Consider the following 15,320-nt stretch of genomic DNA (forward strand, 5'->3'; position numbering starts at 1 on the left):
TGCTAATATGATTATGTTATTTTTAGAATGGAATGTTGAAGATCCAGTAAACGCCTTCGAAGATCAAAGAAATCAGGTCATTCAAGGCATTCAAGGCAATCGTAACCCATTTATTGATAATCCGGCGTTCGCCACTCAAATTTGGGGAGGCCCACAAGCTGAAGATCGTTTTGGAACGGGTACTGGTGGAGGCACTGGAACTGCTTCAGAATTGTTTATTTCAGAATATGTTGAAGGATCGTCAAACAATAAAGCTATTGAAATTGCTAATGTTACAGGAAGCAACATTAATCTATCAGCCTATAGCCTAAGGAAACAAACCAATGGTGCAGGTGGATGGAGTAGTGGTTATACTTTAAGCGGTTCTGTTGCTAATGGTGATGTTTTTGTAGTAGCAAATTCCAGTGCTTCAACAACGCTTAAAAATAATGCAGAAGTAACCACCTCCAATGCCGCTTTAACTTTTAATGGAAACGATCCTGTTGGACTCTTTAAAAATGGCGTTTTAATAGATATTGTAGGAACTTTTAATGGCGGCAGTGCCAACTTTGCTAAAGATCAAACATTGAGACGTAAATCCAGTGTCGTTTCTCCAACGGGGAGTTATAATACTTCACAATGGAACGTTTATAATCAAGACACATTTACAAATGTAGGTTCGCATAGTGTAGGCGGGGATTCAACCCCGCCTTCACCAACACCAACGGTTACTTATTGTAGTACAAAAGGGAATAGTGTTGCAGATGAATTTATCGATTTTGTAAGTATTGGCGGTATTTCAAATAGTTCAGGAGCTAATGGGGGTTATATAGATAACACGCATCTTGTTGGTTATGTCAATTATGGTTCTAACAGCATTGTATTTAGTACAGGATTTTCGGGACAGGCGTATACTGAGTTTTGGAAAGTATGGATTGATTTTAATAGAAATGGCACTTTTGAAAGTAATGAAGAAGTGGTCGCTGGCTCATCGTCTAGCGCGAATAATTTATCGGCAAGCTTTACGATACCTTCAACAGCTCAATCGGGCACAACACGTATGCGGGTGTCTATGAAATACAATGCGGCTCCAACGGCTTGTGAAGCTTTTAGTTATGGTGAAGTTGAAGATTATACTTTAAATATTGGGAGTAGTTCAAAAGCTATGGAAACAATAAAAGCAGATTTAGATTTAGAAGCGGAAGGGGCCTTGTATGATGTGACTATTTTTAGTGCTTATGAAGATATTGAAATCAAAGTAAAAGATAAAAGAGCAATAAGTTATAATGTTTACAGTATAAATGGCCGTTTGGTTGCCAGTGGAGGGCGCTCTGAACATTTAAAACTAAAGACATTAGAATCTGGTGTATATATCATCCATATTAACGATGGTCAACGTACTATTCAAAAGAAATTTTTAAAGAAGTAACTCCTTTTGTATTAAAAAGAGCACGATTTAAATATTGCAACCTTTATTTAGCTATCTTTAAATGTTATAGATATGTTAAACTTTAACAGGTGAAAGGCCAAAAGGATCATGTAAACGTAATTATAATGTATAAAATCACTAAATAAAAATTTACAGACCATTATGAAAAAATTAAATTATGTCTTGTTGTTTGCTGTAGGGTTATTCTTTGCAGGAACACAGTTTGCAGTTGCTCAAGTAGAAGCAAAAGAAGAAACTGTAATTAAAACAGAATCTGTAGAAGTAAAAAAGGAAGTTACTGCGGATACAGATAAGGAGGCTACAAAAATAACAACATCTATGGAGACTGAGGTTGAAGTTGATAAAACGTCTGAAATGCCAGCAAAAGTGAATGGTGAAGGCACTAAAGAAGATTTAGAAGACGATGATTTAGAAGACGATGATAACAACTAAATAAAAAGATCTATTCAAAAAAGATATTGAGCGTGCTTAATATCTTTTTTTGTTTTGTTTAAACATTATGAGTAACCCAATTGAAATTCAATTACCTTAACCACAACTAATCATTTAAATCTTAACAGTTATGAAAAAAATATTAAACGTAGCATTTGTAGTTATGCTTTTAGCAGTAACGTCTTGTAAAGACACAAAACAAGAAGAAGCCGAGACAGAAGCCGCTGTGGAGCAAATAGAAACCATTGAGGCAGAAACAGAAGAAATTATGGAATCTGTTGATCAAAATGCCGAGGAACTAAAAGAAGAATTAAACGAACTTGATACCCTATAAATTATGAAAACTATGAACTATAAATTACTAGTACTGGGATTTTTTGTGTTGGTAAGCTCAGTATCTTTCGCTCAAAATGATATGAAAGACAAAGCAAAAAAGGAAAAAGTTGAAAAAGCACAGAAAGAAGAGCTTAAGGATCTAAAGGAAGATATTAAAGAGGAACGCCAAGAGATCAAGGAAGAAAATAAAGAAATGCGCGAAGCTGTTAAAGAGGAACGTAAAGAAGAACTTGATGCTATGAAGCAAGACCACAAGGAGGTGAAAGAAGAGATGAAGGATCAGTCTGATGATTATGGAGACGATCTTGATGATGATAATAATGGTAATGCCTATGGGAAGAATAAAGGCAGCTTAAAAGGAAAGGAATTTGGTCAATATAGAGCGGCTGAAGCAAAACAAAAAATTGAGCGTGGTAAAGCTAAGATTGAAGACAACAGAAGGCTGATAGATAATGGTAGAAACAAATTGGCTGAAGCTATAGAGCGTTTTGAACTGCAAAAAGAAACTGAAAAGTTAACAGAAGAGCAAATACAACAACGTGAAGAGCGTTTTAAAAGAGTACAGCAATTATTAACCGAACATGAGGCTAGAGTGAACAAAGCACAAGAAAAGCTAGTAGAGAAAAATGCAAAACTCTCTCAAGTGTATCAAGTAGAAGAAGAGTAGATACGTTTGATGATTAAATCAATAAAAAAAGACAGTGCGAAAGCACTGTCTTTTTTGTTTTATACATTGTATCCCAGTTTTAAATGGATAGTGCTCATTCTATTTATATAGAATAGTATTTTTAATTCGTCAATTTTAAATGGTCTTGAAATATATGTTGAACATTGAAAATAGAGCCTAGGTTTAGAGGCTAAAAAGGTTCTAAAAAAAGCAGTAAGCACTGTGAAATGGAGTTTTTGGATTCGGTTTTTTGTTTTTTGTAGAACTAGAAAGCAACCTTTTCTACCATGGTCTTTTTTACTTGTTTTAACTTAGAAACAGTAGAAAGTTTGTGACCAAAATGCTGTAGTACATCAGGAGTTCTTAAAGCAGTAGTTGTAGATGAATAAAAAGGAACAGTAAAAGGAATTATGTTTTTTGTAAGTATCTTTACCACTTCATTATTAAATAAAAAAAATGCGTCACCTTCTTATAGCCATTACAACTATTATAATTCTATCCTGTAAAACGGAAACTAAAAAAGCCACTTTGGGTGTTGGACTCTATAGAGCAGAACTACAAATTAACGCTACAGAAATACTACCCTTCACATTTAAAGTAAAAGACGCCAATAATTTAACCGTATTTAATGCGGAAGAGGAAATTGAAGTCGATGAAATCACGTATAGAAATGATTCTGTATTTATAGAAATGCCAGTATTTGAAGCGCTATTAGCGGCAAAAATGGATAAAGAAACACTAAATGGACATTTTATTGTTGCTGGAAAAAATAGAATAATCCCTTTTAAAGCAGAGAAGAAAGACAACCGTTTTGATCTTACCAAAAAAGCGGAAACGAATATCACTGGAAACTGGGAAACCATTTTTAGTCCGGATACAGAAGAGGATAAATACATCGCCAAAGGCATCTTTAAACAAAACGGAAATCAGGTGACCGGTACCTTTAGAACCGAAACTGGTGATTATCGCTTTTTAGAAGGCGTAGTCAACGGAAATGAATTGAAACTCTCAACCTTTGATGGGGCACATGCTTTTTTATTTACGGGCACGGTGAGCGACTCTATAATTAATGGTACTTTTTATTCCGGTAATCACTGGAGAGAGCCATTTATAGCGAAGCGCAATGAGGCTTTCGAATTACCAAGTGCAGATGATTTAACCTTTTTAAAAGAAGGGTACGACAGTCTAGCGTTTCGTTTTCCTGACGCGCAAGGTCACTTGGTGTCATTAAACGATGCGCGTTTTAAAGATAAAGTAGTGGTCGTGCAAATTATGGGAACCTGGTGTCCTAACTGTTTGGATGAAAGTAAATATTATGCTGAGGTGTATGAACAATACAAAGACCAAGATCTAGAAATAGTCGCTTTAGCCTTTGAATATGCCAAAACCAACGAAAAAGCTTTTGCCAGTATTAAGCGTTTGCAAGATAGAGTAGGGATAAGCTATCCCATTTTATTGGCCCAAACAGGAACAACAAGTAAAGCCAAAGCCCAAGAAAAATTACCAATGTTAAACCATGTATTAAGTTATCCCACCACTGTCTTTTTAGATAAAAAAGGAAAAGTACGTAAGATACACACAGGGTTTAATGGGCCTGCAACAGGCGAGAAATTTGTAACCTTTAGGAAGGAGTTTCGTTCTTTTGTTGATACGTTATTAAGTGAATAATTTTCTAATGTAAAACTATTGTAATTTAACATGGGTATAAGCAGCGGTTCATTTTAGTTGTATGGTATTCAATAATCAGCATATTGTTAGAAGACACTAAAAGTGGTGTCATAAGTGGACTGGATGTATGCTATGTTGTAAATAAAATGGAGCTAAAAACAGACTCGATGTTAGTGAATGTCTTACAGAGGCGTCCATACCTTTTAAACGGCGGCTAATTTATCAATACCTTACTGTTTTTTTTTAATCAATAGGAGGTAATTCAATTTTATTAAGGGTGAAAGTCATTTCTGAAATAGCACCGCTAACTTCATTTATCCTAGAATTTGTAAAATACAGATAGTTATTATAGATACTAAAGGTATCTGCCCATTTAATGTCATGGCCTTCAATTAGATTGTGAATACCACCATCAGGTGTTCTGTATTGTATTTTTTGATGTTCTAAATCTGCAAAATATAAACGGCCAGCTTGGTCGAAAATCATGCCATCTGGAGCTCCTGTTTTAGCTTCAAAAGTCACCTGTTCTTCGATGTTGGTTTTATCTGCTGCTTGCAATACCTCTGTATTAATAGCATACAAACTATACCCTGTAAGCGCATGATAATAAAGCTTATTGTTTTTAGTATCCAACGCGATACCATCAGAATGTACGGTGTTCTCCCATGTTTGCTCACCAAACGTGAGTTGAGAGACTTCAGCACGGGTAGAGGTATGGTCGTTTAATACTCTCTCCCATTGCCCTGTATCTATATCCGGAATTACTAATCCTGCGTGCCCGGAATCAGTAAAGTAGATGCTGTTATTTTTCTTATCAATACGAAGGTCGTTGATATAAGAATCCGGATGAAAACTGTTTTTATCGAGTATGTAAGTTTTGATCAAGGTGTCTGTGTTTAAATTAAAAATAAAAACTCGAGGGGCATCTATTACCGTTCCAAATAACGCACTTCTAGTATCTAGAACGTAGAGCTCGTTTTCGAAGGCAACTACAGATTGTACCCCAATAAATGTATTAGGCAATACTGGCTGTCCAATTTCCCAAGAATTCCAAGTCGCATTGGGGTAATTTTCTTTTTTATTATCTGCTTTGATTTCAACTACAGAACTGGTAACACCTTTTCTCCATCTCGGGAAAATTCACAAAAATTCGTCCCGAATTAGAAACCGTAACTCCAGTCACCTGTTGCCCCTTAAATGAAGCAACTTCTATAATTTGTGGAGCAACTCGATCTGTTTGAGTGGTATCGACTGCTCGAGATTTATTAGAACTCCCGTCTCTGCAAGATCCAAGAAGTAATATTAAGGTAAATAATAAGAAGGTATTTTTCATTGTAATACTTTTTTATAAGTGTTAAAGAACCGTAGTGTAAGCTTTCTTTCTATTTAGAATAGGCTCCGTGAAGAATAGGTTAATTCATAACTGTGCGTGTATATTTCAAAAACAATTCCGAAAGGATCTTCTACATAGCACATTTTAAAGGGCTTTTCATTGGGGTGATATGCTCTAATAGGCATTCTTTGTTTCCCTCCATAAGACACTATTTCATCAATTAATGCTTCAATATTAGGGTCTTGTATACAAAAGTGAAAAAGGCCGGTATGGAACGGATTGAATTCAGGTGCTTCTTTAATGCCTTGTGGAAACGAAAATAATTCAATGCCTATACCATCGGAAGTTGAGAGATGCGCAATTTCAAAAGTGTCCCAATCGTCACCAAAAACGTCTATGCACATTTGTCCAATGGCCGTTTCCTTATTTTTTTTAACTAAAGCGGGTTCCATGATGATATACCATCCCATAACTTCCGAATAGAAATTGACGGCTTGCTTTATATTGGGAACCGTAATGCCAATATGAGAAAAAGATTTTGGATAATTTTTATTTGTCGCCATAGGTGATGCATTAGATTGCGAAATTAAGGTATATTTGCTTAAAAGGCAATAACTTACTAAAAAGTACCATAGGGTATTAAAAGAGTTAAATGCTGATTGATAGTAATTTATAATTAATAATTTGAAAAAAGAAATTAATTGTCCTTTAAATTATACCATGAATTTAATTGGTACCAAATGGAAACCATTAATTTTGTTCCATTTACTTGATGGCGCCTTACGGTCTCGGAATATTACAGAAAAAAATACCCAAAATTTCTAACAAAATGTTTACACAAACCGTGAGGGAATTGGAGAAGGACGGTCCGGTTATTAGAAAAATATATCCTGTTGTTCCCCCAAAAGTAGAATATAAATTAACTAAGAGAGGACAATCTTTAGAAGCTGTTCTAAGACTTTTGGATGCTTGGGGATTGGAAGATAACAGAAAGATTAGTACGTAGTTACCACTCTTTATTATGTTATTTCAGAGTCGTCAAGGACCTGTCTAATGCCTTCCGGATAGGAGGTTGTTCCAAAATCGGGAAATCGAGTCTTGAATTTTGAGGAATCAAAAATATTATCGATTGCATAACGTGGTAATAATTCTTGAGTTTCTTTTATAGTGGTATTAAAGAGGGAGGCTATTTTTAATATAAAAGGATGCATAACGCTATAGTTTATAGGTCTACCTAACGCCTTTGAAATTTCTTCCAGGATACCTTTATACGTGAGTCGTTCCTCACAGCAGGGAAGATGCCATGTTTGGCCATAAGTATCCGGAGTGTTTCCAATTAAGGCCATTGCTTTACTGGCGTCAGGTGTGTAAATTAAAGTTCTTAATACGTCATCTTTTAAAAGCACTTTTGGTTTTTTATTTGCTTTTAGCTTTTCGAAAAGGAGCGTGTTCGTAATGCTCTTTGTTTTTCCAGGGCCATAAAATTCGGGAGCTCTGCATATTACAGCATCAATTTCTTTTTTGTTAATGGCTTCTAATAAAAGTTTAGCTGCCATTTTTTTTGCTTTCCCTTTTTTTCCATTCGGTTTTAAAGGGGTGTTTTCTGTTTGGATTTCGACGTCTTGAGGATAGGCATAAGTATTATCAAAGTATACCAGTTTGCAATGGTTAGCTTTACATCCTGATATGACATGTTGCATTATTATTGGCCAATCTCTCAACCAAACTTCAGAGTCGTAAGGGAGGCCAACCGTTAAATAGGCAATTTCACAATACTTCAACGCTTTATTTACAGCTTCAGGATTTAACAAGTCTCCAGTGAACAAAAGGTCATCACTGTTAACTTTTTTAGGATGTCTGCCTACTAATTTTAGTTCTCTTGTATAATGGGTTCGCAATTCTTTTGCCAAACCTTCTCCTATAATTCCATTTGCTCCTAAAATAACTTGCATATGATTTTGTTTTTCAAATGATGCCTATTAAGATACTAATAAAAAGAGATAATGTGAGTGTGTACGAGGCTTATTATACTGCTTAGATAACAAAGGAACGCAAACCGGATGCATTTTTTTGAGATCTTATATAAAAAATCGAGTAGTTTTTACGTTTATTCTATAATTTCGTAGTCTATATTTAATTTTCGTAAAGCTCTTAGTGCCGACCCCGTGTTTTTATCTTCGATCTCAATAGCTACAGAATCTCCTTCTAAAAGTATATCTGTTAATTCATTAGACAAGGACGCAGTAACGTTATATGAAAGTTCTATAATACATTTGGCTATCGCTCGTCTATCTCGGCTTTTGAGCATCACAGGATAATAATTGTAATTTCATAATAGTATTTTATACATGCAATATACAAGACTTACATGACGCCTGAAGCTTACCTAAGACTTTATTACTACTACAGTAAGGTATATGCCTCAATTATCATCTTTAGCAGGCATTATCATTGTGGTTTGTTAAAAATAAATATTATCAGGCGCGCTTTAACACCTGTTTTTTGTGTGTTTTGACAGGAGACAAAAATATTAAAATTTTAAAAAGAAAAGGTGTGCTGTGCGCCTTGTTTAGGAGTTGTTTTTTTTCATTTTAACCAGGTCATCATAGAGCTGTTTTATTGCTTCTTGCCCGTATGTTTTTTCTAATCTTCGAACCACAAAATGGCCTTTAGCCATGTCTTGAAAATGATCTATGAATATGGTATTTATAATAACACCACCTGCAGCACCGATTGCAGGAATCGCTTGAGCGGCAACTTTTTCTGTTACTTGAATACTAAATCTTTCAGCAATATTCACAATGAATCGAATTAAAGCAGGTGCGCCTTCTTCTGCTAACGTTTTTGCAGCTATAGATTCGGCAGCTTCTGATACGGATTTAGCCAAAGCAGCTCTAACCACAAAATAACCGCTTTCGGTAGCATCATCTAACTCACTTTCTCCGCCTAGAGCAAACACTTCTAAACAGGCTAATTTTGTTTGAATATCATGTATTGATTCTCCTTCAGCTCTTGCGATATCTGCAATAGACCTTAACATTATAGTTGTAGACACGGGGAGTTCTAAAGCCAAAGCTGGTAATCCAAAAAAGCCTCCAACACCACCGAAACAGCAACACCAACCTTATGCCACCAATTTGAAGGTGCTGCGTTGGGTTTGTCTTTCATAGTAAAAATAGCGGCGTCTGTTGCTTTTACCAAAGCAGATCGTGTTACTTCTCCAATTTTTTCGTGCCAGCTTGCCGGTAAAAGTTCTAATCCTTTCTCAATAGGTTTGCCAATTAAATGGGTGATTTTTGCCGCAATACTGGGGTTTTCAAGTATTACCATGGCACGATATAATTCATTGTGATGTTCTTCTGTTATTTTAGTAGTACTCATTTTGTGCATACCATTTATGTTTTCAAATGTTAATTAATAGATGATAATTTTTTTTATCTTAATGTAGGTTTTCATTTAAACTAATTGTCCTTAAGTTTTATCTCAACCATTTTTCCATCACTGGAAATGTTTCTTTACGGCATAGTGACATCCATTCTAAAAGAGGTAACCCCATATAATTTCCGTTTTTAAATTGTTCAATAAGCCATTCGGATTCGTTTTTATATCCGTCTTGATGAAACACCACGGTCAAATCGAGATTCAAATAGGAAGAAGCTGCATAAGACCGGAGTATAGCTGCAATTTCATCACCATCTGTGGGCCAATGCGCACCCATTTTTTCGGTACCCAAAAAGGGTCTTACTTTTTCTTCAGTGACAGCGATATGTCCCGCTTCATGCAATAAGTCGCCAGGATATTTTAATTGCTTCAAGTCTATTAAAATACTGTTACCACTAATAGCCAACCCTGGCAAAAAAGTGTCGTTTGGTAGTTTTTTCTCTATCACTTTGATATTAATTCCGTTAAGAAAATCAATGATTACCGGTACTGTTTTTAGATGGTTTTTCAATGTTATAAATCTATGGATTTTATTCTTCAAAAGTTTATACTAGAACACGTATTACATTCTTTACATAAAACTTATGGGGTTTTTATTCTCATTTAACACTGGATATTGCTATAGCTGGCTTATTGTTTTGTCGATTCAACATATGTTTTGAAATTTTCTAAAATGGCCTGCCATCCTGCACGTTGTTGTTCGTTTGCATAAATGCCTTCAATATTAAAAGTTTCTTTTACAATGCTTTCATTTCCATTTTCTAAAAAATTAATTTTCACAAGCCTACCGTAGGACATTTTATAAGTAATTAATTCTTTTTCGATGACTTTATCATAGGCTCCAGTAAAATCAAACCCCACACTTCCGTCTTTGGCTTCCATGCGCCAACAAAAAACACCCCCTGGTTTTAAAACATTAGTTGCAGCAGGACAGCACCATTCCTTTGTGGCAAAGTTCCAATTCGTAATATGTTTAGGGTTGGTCCGTAACTCCCGGACTGTATTCATGTCCGCTTTTATAGAAGTTTGAACCGTTATTGTTGCATTTTTTGATTCCATTTTAGTTTATGTTTAATCTCATCTTTTAGAGCGTCAATCTGTAAGAATTAATTTAACAAGTTATAGACCGTGAGTCGCTTAAATTTGGATACTAATTTAGTAAATACAATCGGAATGGAAAATCTATTAGGAATTTAGTAAGTCGGCAAGATCCCAACAATTAAATTCAGACTGCTGAAGTTTTATATCTTTCCGTATTTTATTTGAAGGTCTGTTTTTTCTCTTTTAAAATGCATCTAAATATTAGTCCAAAGGCTTTCTGCTATTATGAATACTTTCGCTATATTCAAATCCAGCGGCTTCATTGTCTGTGTTTTAAAAGTTTAATGTTCTAAAGACCATAGTTGGCGGGTATTGGTGGTTCTCGAAGGCGAAGAATTTTCTCAATCTCTTCAGAGTCGCTTTTCAAGTCTTTTGTAAGTGCTGTGTATGAGTCTTCAGGCCATTTAGACTTTGACCGGCGCAGCACAATTCCCATCCACCGTTTTCTCAATGCCATCCACTCCCGGCTTTGAGCGCCTTGATCTAGCACAGCAGTGGCGGGTCTCATTTCGACATAAATTGTTCTTCGAACACCTGGATCTCGCTTCATTTGAGAGCCATGCAGTACCATCATGTCCTGTATTAATATATCTCCAGCTTTCACGGGGACTTTTACCATATCGGGCAGATCCCATCCATATTGACTAACCAGTTTGCCAATGTCTTGCTTTTTATGCTGACTCTTTGTAATGTATTGTAAGCACCCGTCTCCTAATGGCGCGTCATCAAGATAAATACCCACATTTAGGTAAGGAAACTTACGAGCATGTAGCGCATCTTGATGCCATGAAATTTCAGATTCTAAGTGATTGTGTTTAAATAATGCATCGCATTGCAAAGGAACGGCATCGGGACCACAAATATCTCGGGCAATTGCCATCAGTATTGGAGACGCCAATAAATCCAATACCGCATCGGGGTAAAAAGCCAAAAGATCGTTAACTCCTGGTAAGCAAAGGTTTATCTCGGCCCCACAATAAAACTGGCATATTGTGCCTGTGATGATGTGCTGTAGGCTTTTAGGGCATTCTCATTTAATTCGGTTAGCAAAACTTGCCATTGGGACAACAAGCCAACGGGAATGGCATTGGGTATTAGTAAAAAGCCCTTATCTATTAATGCTTTGCGTTGCTCAGGAGTGATTTTGTGATTCTTCATTTAGTTTTTTCTGAATGTATGTTCATTACGTGGAACGTCATTTATACTAGTTAAAGATTAGGGTTTACATGAAATGCGTTTCTAAAGTTGTTAATTTTTGATATTTCTTTAACACCTTTCGTCTGAGACACAGCCTCTATTTAATTCACTGCCTTTTATGGCTAACGCGACGCCATCACATGTAGTAACGAGCAGGTAAATTAGGGAAACTCTGAAAAGAGCATTCAAATTATAACGATCACTACCTTATAATATTTCAATTCAACGTTATCCACAATGTTCTGATTGTTGGTTATTTAGCTATGGACTTTATTGAGAAGAGTGATATACCTCACATCATATTTTTTTCGTTTTTATAATTGATTGATGTTTTTAATCAAGATTTGAATAGAACAGTCTTTAGTAAAGGCATTAACTCTGACTGTGACGGGTTTCTTCTTCATTACGAGACTTATTATTGACAGTTATTGTAGGCTTCTACCATTTCTTTGATGTCTTCTTTGCGATAGTCTTTGTTTTTTAGTTTTAAAACGACACTGGTACAATCTGCAAAGTATTCTTTAGCCCTATGCCTGAAAGAGCGCGAGGGCCTAATGGTGATTAATGGGCTGGCGATTTCTTCATTTTCTCTTAACACGTAAAATTCGTCAAAGTCTGCATAGGAATACATATAATACATAGGTGTGCCGCCATTGACGCCTCCCATATACGCTGGTCCGCTGGAGTTGTTAACACTCACGTTTTTAGCATATAGAGTGGCTTTACCTTTTGTAATTATTTTAAAAATGCCCGTTCTTTTTTTAGAGATAGGGATGTATTCAAAGATGGCAGTTTCCGTATCGGAGTTTCTGAACACGATTTGATTGACTTGGGTCTCCTCAAATTTTTGTGCTTTTGCTTTTTTATCGGTTTTGAACTTTACTTTTTCTTTCCCGTTAAATGCAATCAAGTCTTTTGATACTGTTGGCAGTTTAATAAGTCCTGTAAGAGTTGTTCCGTTTTTTAATATCAATTCTCCTTTAGTCCAACTATATTGAGCAAAGGATAGAGACATAGAAAACGTTAGTAGTAGTAGGGTAAATTTTAATTTCATTACTGTGTAGATTTTAAGAATAATGGGGAATATAAGAATTTATTTACTTTTATCAAGGAATAGTTGGGAGCTAAAAGCTAAGGAATCTACTGTTTTTATGTCTTTTTTAAGCTGTAAATACTATAAAGTTGGAATGCTATTTATGATAGAATTGTAAATAAGGGAAAAGCAAAAAATTAGCATTTATAGCTGTAGCTAATAAACTATTAAAACTAGTCGCTGCAATGGCTAAATCTGGATTGCTTTATGATGGAAATTATGTATCGAAATTAACTTATAGAGACTTGATTTTTAACTAAGTTGTTTGGGGTTTATGGTGCGGTAATAATAAAAGTAACTAACAATTAAAGTATAAGTACACAATTTAAATAGTGTTTGGTGTTGTGAAATAGAAACAGATTAAAATGAAAAGGAGTAGTATATTGTACATTCAAAACCGTAGGTAAGATAATAATTTCTGAAAGTTTAGACCAAATTAAACAAAAGAAAGTCGCCTATTTTTCTTGTTTTAGGCGACTTTAAATCATATGATTATGCATATTCGCATTTACCATAAGTACCTTCGTTATTACCAAATCTACATATTTGTCCTATAGGACACAAAAAGATAAAATTACATAAATCTCCAGGGGCTAATTTCCCTCCATTGATAGATTGCTGTTCAGTTTTACTTAGGACTATACCTAAATTTAAAATGTTTTTTAACATAATATAAAAATTTAAAGTTAATAATAGTTCTGTTCAAGAAAACAGCAGAATGTTACCGAGAAAATTAAATAATTAATAAAACAGTAGATAAATAGAAAATACTGCACCATTTGTAGTTTCCTATGTTGTTTTTTGTAAATTATTTGGGTTTCAAAATGTCTTGTCTTGAAATATGGCTACAGGTTAAAATTGAATTTAGGCGGTTAATTTATATACCATATTTGGTGTTTTAAAGTCTAACCATATATGTAATCTTATTTCATTGTATAAATTAATGGCATATTTTGCTACTGCTTTAGCGTGTGCTACGTTAGCAAAGGTCCGGTCGAGATAAAACTCATCTTTTAAGATGCCATTTACAGTTCTGCCATGGCATTTTCGTAACAGTGGTTTTCCTCGGTCATACTAATATCTATCTTATTTCTTTTGAGTATTTGCGTTTAAACATTGCTGCAATACTGTATTCCTCTATCTGACCCCAGGCTTTACTCTAACTGGCACAGCAATGAGGTATGAGTCTATTAACACGTCGACTACGCTCAGCCCAGGTGTTTTTAGTTTGGTATAGTACTTTATTAAGGACTCTAACACATCCGTTTAGATTTAAGCTATCACTCAGGTCATGGCCAATAATTTTTCTTGAATACATACCGGTTATAATAGGGAGATAACAAAACCGTTTTACTATCCTGATATAGGTGATTTCGCACAACCAAACATGGTTTGGTATTTTCACTTCTACATCTTTAATGCTATTTTTGTGTTTATAAAACCGATGTAACACATTGATTGTTCTAGAACAATATTTCTTTCTAAGATTAGTATTTGATGTTTTCTCAAGAGATTAACCAAGGTGTCTCTACCGACTTTAAGACTGGCTTTAGTTTCTATAATTTTTAAGGTACTCTAAATAATCAAATACTTTTTTTTCATTAGGTTTTCCATCAAAAAAAACAATTTTATTTTTATATAAAAATCTAACTAGTTCTATTTCACTTTGAATATCACTTTCGAACTCCATAGTCTCATTAATTCTGATAAAAAATACGCGTGGGAGCTTATGAGTTCGCTTATCAATAGTATTATATGATTTAAATAGTTCTATTTTTAAAATTTCTTCTTTTGTATCGGTATTACCAATAATATATTTCTTTTTATTTGTTTTTTCAAGTGAGATATATTTGGCGTTGTCTATATAGGCTATTCCTTCAATTAATTTGATTTCTTGGCTAAACCCAGATAAATATATTAGTGTGAAGACAAATAATAATACTATTTTTATGTTCATATTTTTAAGTTCAGGCCTACCTTGTTTAAGGATAGTGACGTGGTTAAGCAACTAATTTAGTAAACAATCACGAGCGAGAAGAAATTTCGAGGGAATTTTGTAAATAAGCACTTGCCAAAGCAATTAATTATACAGGGTGTTAACCACTGTTTTTATTGTTCAGATTCTGTTTTACTAATTCAATTTCTTTAGTCAGATTGTTTTCGTCAAGAAATATTATTAAGCTATCAGATTTAATTTTAAAATCCCCACTGTATTTTTCAATCCAAGTTCCAGTTATAAAGGTTCTTTTATTGTTCGGATTTGGATAAAATGGTTCCTCATATTCAACAAATTCAGCTTCTTTTTTCAGTTTAAAGCTTTGTGATTAAGATTTAGACTTCAATTTAACTAGGAAAGGTTTGTGTCCTTTGTAAGTTACTTTTATTTTTGGGTCATAACAAACACCAGTCATTTCTCCAATTTTAAAAATTCCGTTTTGGTTGGATTTTGCAATTATATTTTTTCCAACAATTTCAATTTTCGCTCCTTTTATTGGCTTTCCAGTTTCTGATGAAATAACTTTTTCGTTTACGATAATTTGACAGTCGCAAGAACATAGAAAAAGTAAAATTCCGATTAATATAAAAAAGTTTTTTTTTATTCTAAATGTCGTTCTCAAATAGT

Annotated in this window: 17 protein-coding genes and 3 pseudogenes; 6 read left to right on the plus strand and 14 right to left on the minus strand. The window is 34.5% G+C overall.

What is annotated here, in order from left to right; genetic code table 11:
- Positions 1-7 precede the first annotated feature (7 nt).
- The 5 genes from N7U66_RS20425 (at position 8) to N7U66_RS20445 (ending at position 4,532) form a co-directional block, all read left to right on the plus strand.
- The gene (locus N7U66_RS20425; RefSeq protein WP_267676709.1) at positions 8-1,408 is read left to right on the plus strand and encodes a GEVED domain-containing protein; all 1,401 of its coding nucleotides are present in this window, start codon (positions 8-10) and stop codon (positions 1,406-1,408) included.
- 162 nt (positions 1,409-1,570) lie between these two features.
- Positions 1,571-1,861, plus strand: coding sequence for a hypothetical protein (locus N7U66_RS20430; RefSeq protein ID WP_267676710.1), 291 nt, complete (start codon positions 1,571-1,573; stop codon positions 1,859-1,861).
- A gap of 130 nt (positions 1,862-1,991) precedes the next feature.
- Complete coding sequence (locus N7U66_RS20435) at positions 1,992-2,195, plus strand: hypothetical protein (protein ID WP_267676711.1); 204 nt, start codon at positions 1,992-1,994, stop codon at positions 2,193-2,195.
- Positions 2,196-2,207: 12 nt separating this feature from the next.
- Entirely contained in the window at positions 2,208-2,864 is a 657-nt protein-coding gene (locus tag N7U66_RS20440; RefSeq protein WP_267676712.1) for a hypothetical protein, read from the plus strand.
- Positions 2,865-3,320: 456 nt separating this feature from the next.
- Entirely contained in the window at positions 3,321-4,532 is a 1,212-nt protein-coding gene (locus tag N7U66_RS20445; RefSeq protein ID WP_267676713.1) for a peroxiredoxin family protein, read from the plus strand.
- 243 nt (positions 4,533-4,775) lie between these two features.
- On the opposite strand, the gene N7U66_RS20450 is transcribed toward N7U66_RS20445, so the two are convergent.
- The 3 genes and pseudogenes from N7U66_RS20450 to N7U66_RS20455 all read right to left on the minus strand — a co-directional run bounded on the left by N7U66_RS20450 (position 4,776) and on the right by N7U66_RS20455 (position 6,428).
- On the minus strand, positions 4,776-5,555 hold the full coding sequence (locus tag N7U66_RS20450; RefSeq protein WP_313791330.1) for an SMP-30/gluconolactonase/LRE family protein: 780 nt from the start codon (positions 5,553-5,555) through the stop codon (positions 4,776-4,778).
- Positions 5,556-5,628: 73 nt separating this feature from the next.
- Entirely contained in the window at positions 5,629-5,865 is a 237-nt protein-coding gene (locus tag N7U66_RS22365; RefSeq protein ID WP_313791331.1) for a hypothetical protein, read from the minus strand.
- Positions 5,866-5,914: 49 nt separating this feature from the next.
- A pseudogene (locus N7U66_RS20455) lies at positions 5,915-6,428 on the minus strand (VOC family protein).
- Between the two features lie 157 nt (positions 6,429-6,585).
- Between N7U66_RS20455 and N7U66_RS20460 the strand changes: the two are divergent.
- Positions 6,586-6,871, plus strand: a pseudogene (locus N7U66_RS20460) (winged helix-turn-helix transcriptional regulator).
- A 13-nt stretch (positions 6,872-6,884) separates the two neighbouring features.
- Here N7U66_RS20460 and N7U66_RS20465 read toward each other — a convergent pair.
- The 11 genes and pseudogenes from N7U66_RS20465 to N7U66_RS20510 all read right to left on the minus strand — a co-directional run bounded on the left by N7U66_RS20465 (position 6,885) and on the right by N7U66_RS20510 (position 14,654).
- On the minus strand, positions 6,885-7,817 hold the full coding sequence (locus N7U66_RS20465) for an NAD-dependent epimerase/dehydratase family protein (RefSeq protein ID WP_267676715.1): 933 nt from the start codon (positions 7,815-7,817) through the stop codon (positions 6,885-6,887).
- 155 nt (positions 7,818-7,972) lie between these two features.
- A pseudogene (locus tag N7U66_RS20470) lies at positions 7,973-8,198 on the minus strand (hypothetical protein).
- A 236-nt stretch (positions 8,199-8,434) separates the two neighbouring features.
- Positions 8,435-8,938, minus strand: a complete 504-nt coding sequence (locus tag N7U66_RS20475) for an EcsC family protein (RefSeq protein WP_267676716.1) — start codon at positions 8,936-8,938, stop codon at positions 8,435-8,437.
- Positions 8,929-9,246: a hypothetical protein gene (locus tag N7U66_RS20480; RefSeq protein WP_267676717.1), complete on the minus strand. Its 318-nt coding sequence runs from the start codon at positions 9,244-9,246 to the stop codon at positions 8,929-8,931. The genes N7U66_RS20475 and N7U66_RS20480 overlap by 10 nt, the downstream gene beginning before the upstream one ends.
- A gap of 97 nt (positions 9,247-9,343) precedes the next feature.
- Positions 9,344-9,817: a hypothetical protein gene (locus N7U66_RS20485; protein WP_267676718.1), complete on the minus strand. Its 474-nt coding sequence runs from the start codon at positions 9,815-9,817 to the stop codon at positions 9,344-9,346.
- 119 nt (positions 9,818-9,936) lie between these two features.
- Entirely contained in the window at positions 9,937-10,365 is a 429-nt protein-coding gene (locus N7U66_RS20490; protein WP_267676719.1) for an SRPBCC domain-containing protein, read from the minus strand.
- Between the two features lie 331 nt (positions 10,366-10,696).
- Positions 10,697-11,338, minus strand: coding sequence for a phytanoyl-CoA dioxygenase family protein (locus N7U66_RS20495; RefSeq protein WP_267676720.1), 642 nt, complete (start codon positions 11,336-11,338; stop codon positions 10,697-10,699).
- A 29-nt stretch (positions 11,339-11,367) separates the two neighbouring features.
- Positions 11,368-11,565: a hypothetical protein gene (locus N7U66_RS20500; RefSeq protein WP_267676721.1), complete on the minus strand. Its 198-nt coding sequence runs from the start codon at positions 11,563-11,565 to the stop codon at positions 11,368-11,370.
- Between the two features lie 454 nt (positions 11,566-12,019).
- Positions 12,020-12,658 (minus strand): hypothetical protein, encoded by a 639-nt coding sequence (locus N7U66_RS20505; RefSeq protein ID WP_267676722.1) that lies wholly within the window; start codon positions 12,656-12,658, stop codon positions 12,020-12,022.
- A 903-nt stretch (positions 12,659-13,561) separates the two neighbouring features.
- Positions 13,562-13,753 carry an IS3 family transposase gene (locus tag N7U66_RS22760; protein WP_390886666.1) on the minus strand — a complete coding sequence of 64 codons (192 nt, stop codon included), beginning with the start codon at positions 13,751-13,753 and terminating at the stop codon, positions 13,562-13,564.
- A gap of 493 nt (positions 13,754-14,246) precedes the next feature.
- Positions 14,247-14,654, minus strand: a complete 408-nt coding sequence (locus tag N7U66_RS20510) for a hypothetical protein (RefSeq protein ID WP_267676723.1) — start codon at positions 14,652-14,654, stop codon at positions 14,247-14,249.
- Positions 14,655-15,320 lie beyond the last annotated feature (666 nt).

The sequence above is a fragment of the Lacinutrix neustonica genome (genome assembly GCF_026625145.1).
GTDB lineage: Bacteria > Bacteroidota > Bacteroidia > Flavobacteriales > Flavobacteriaceae > Lacinutrix > Lacinutrix neustonica.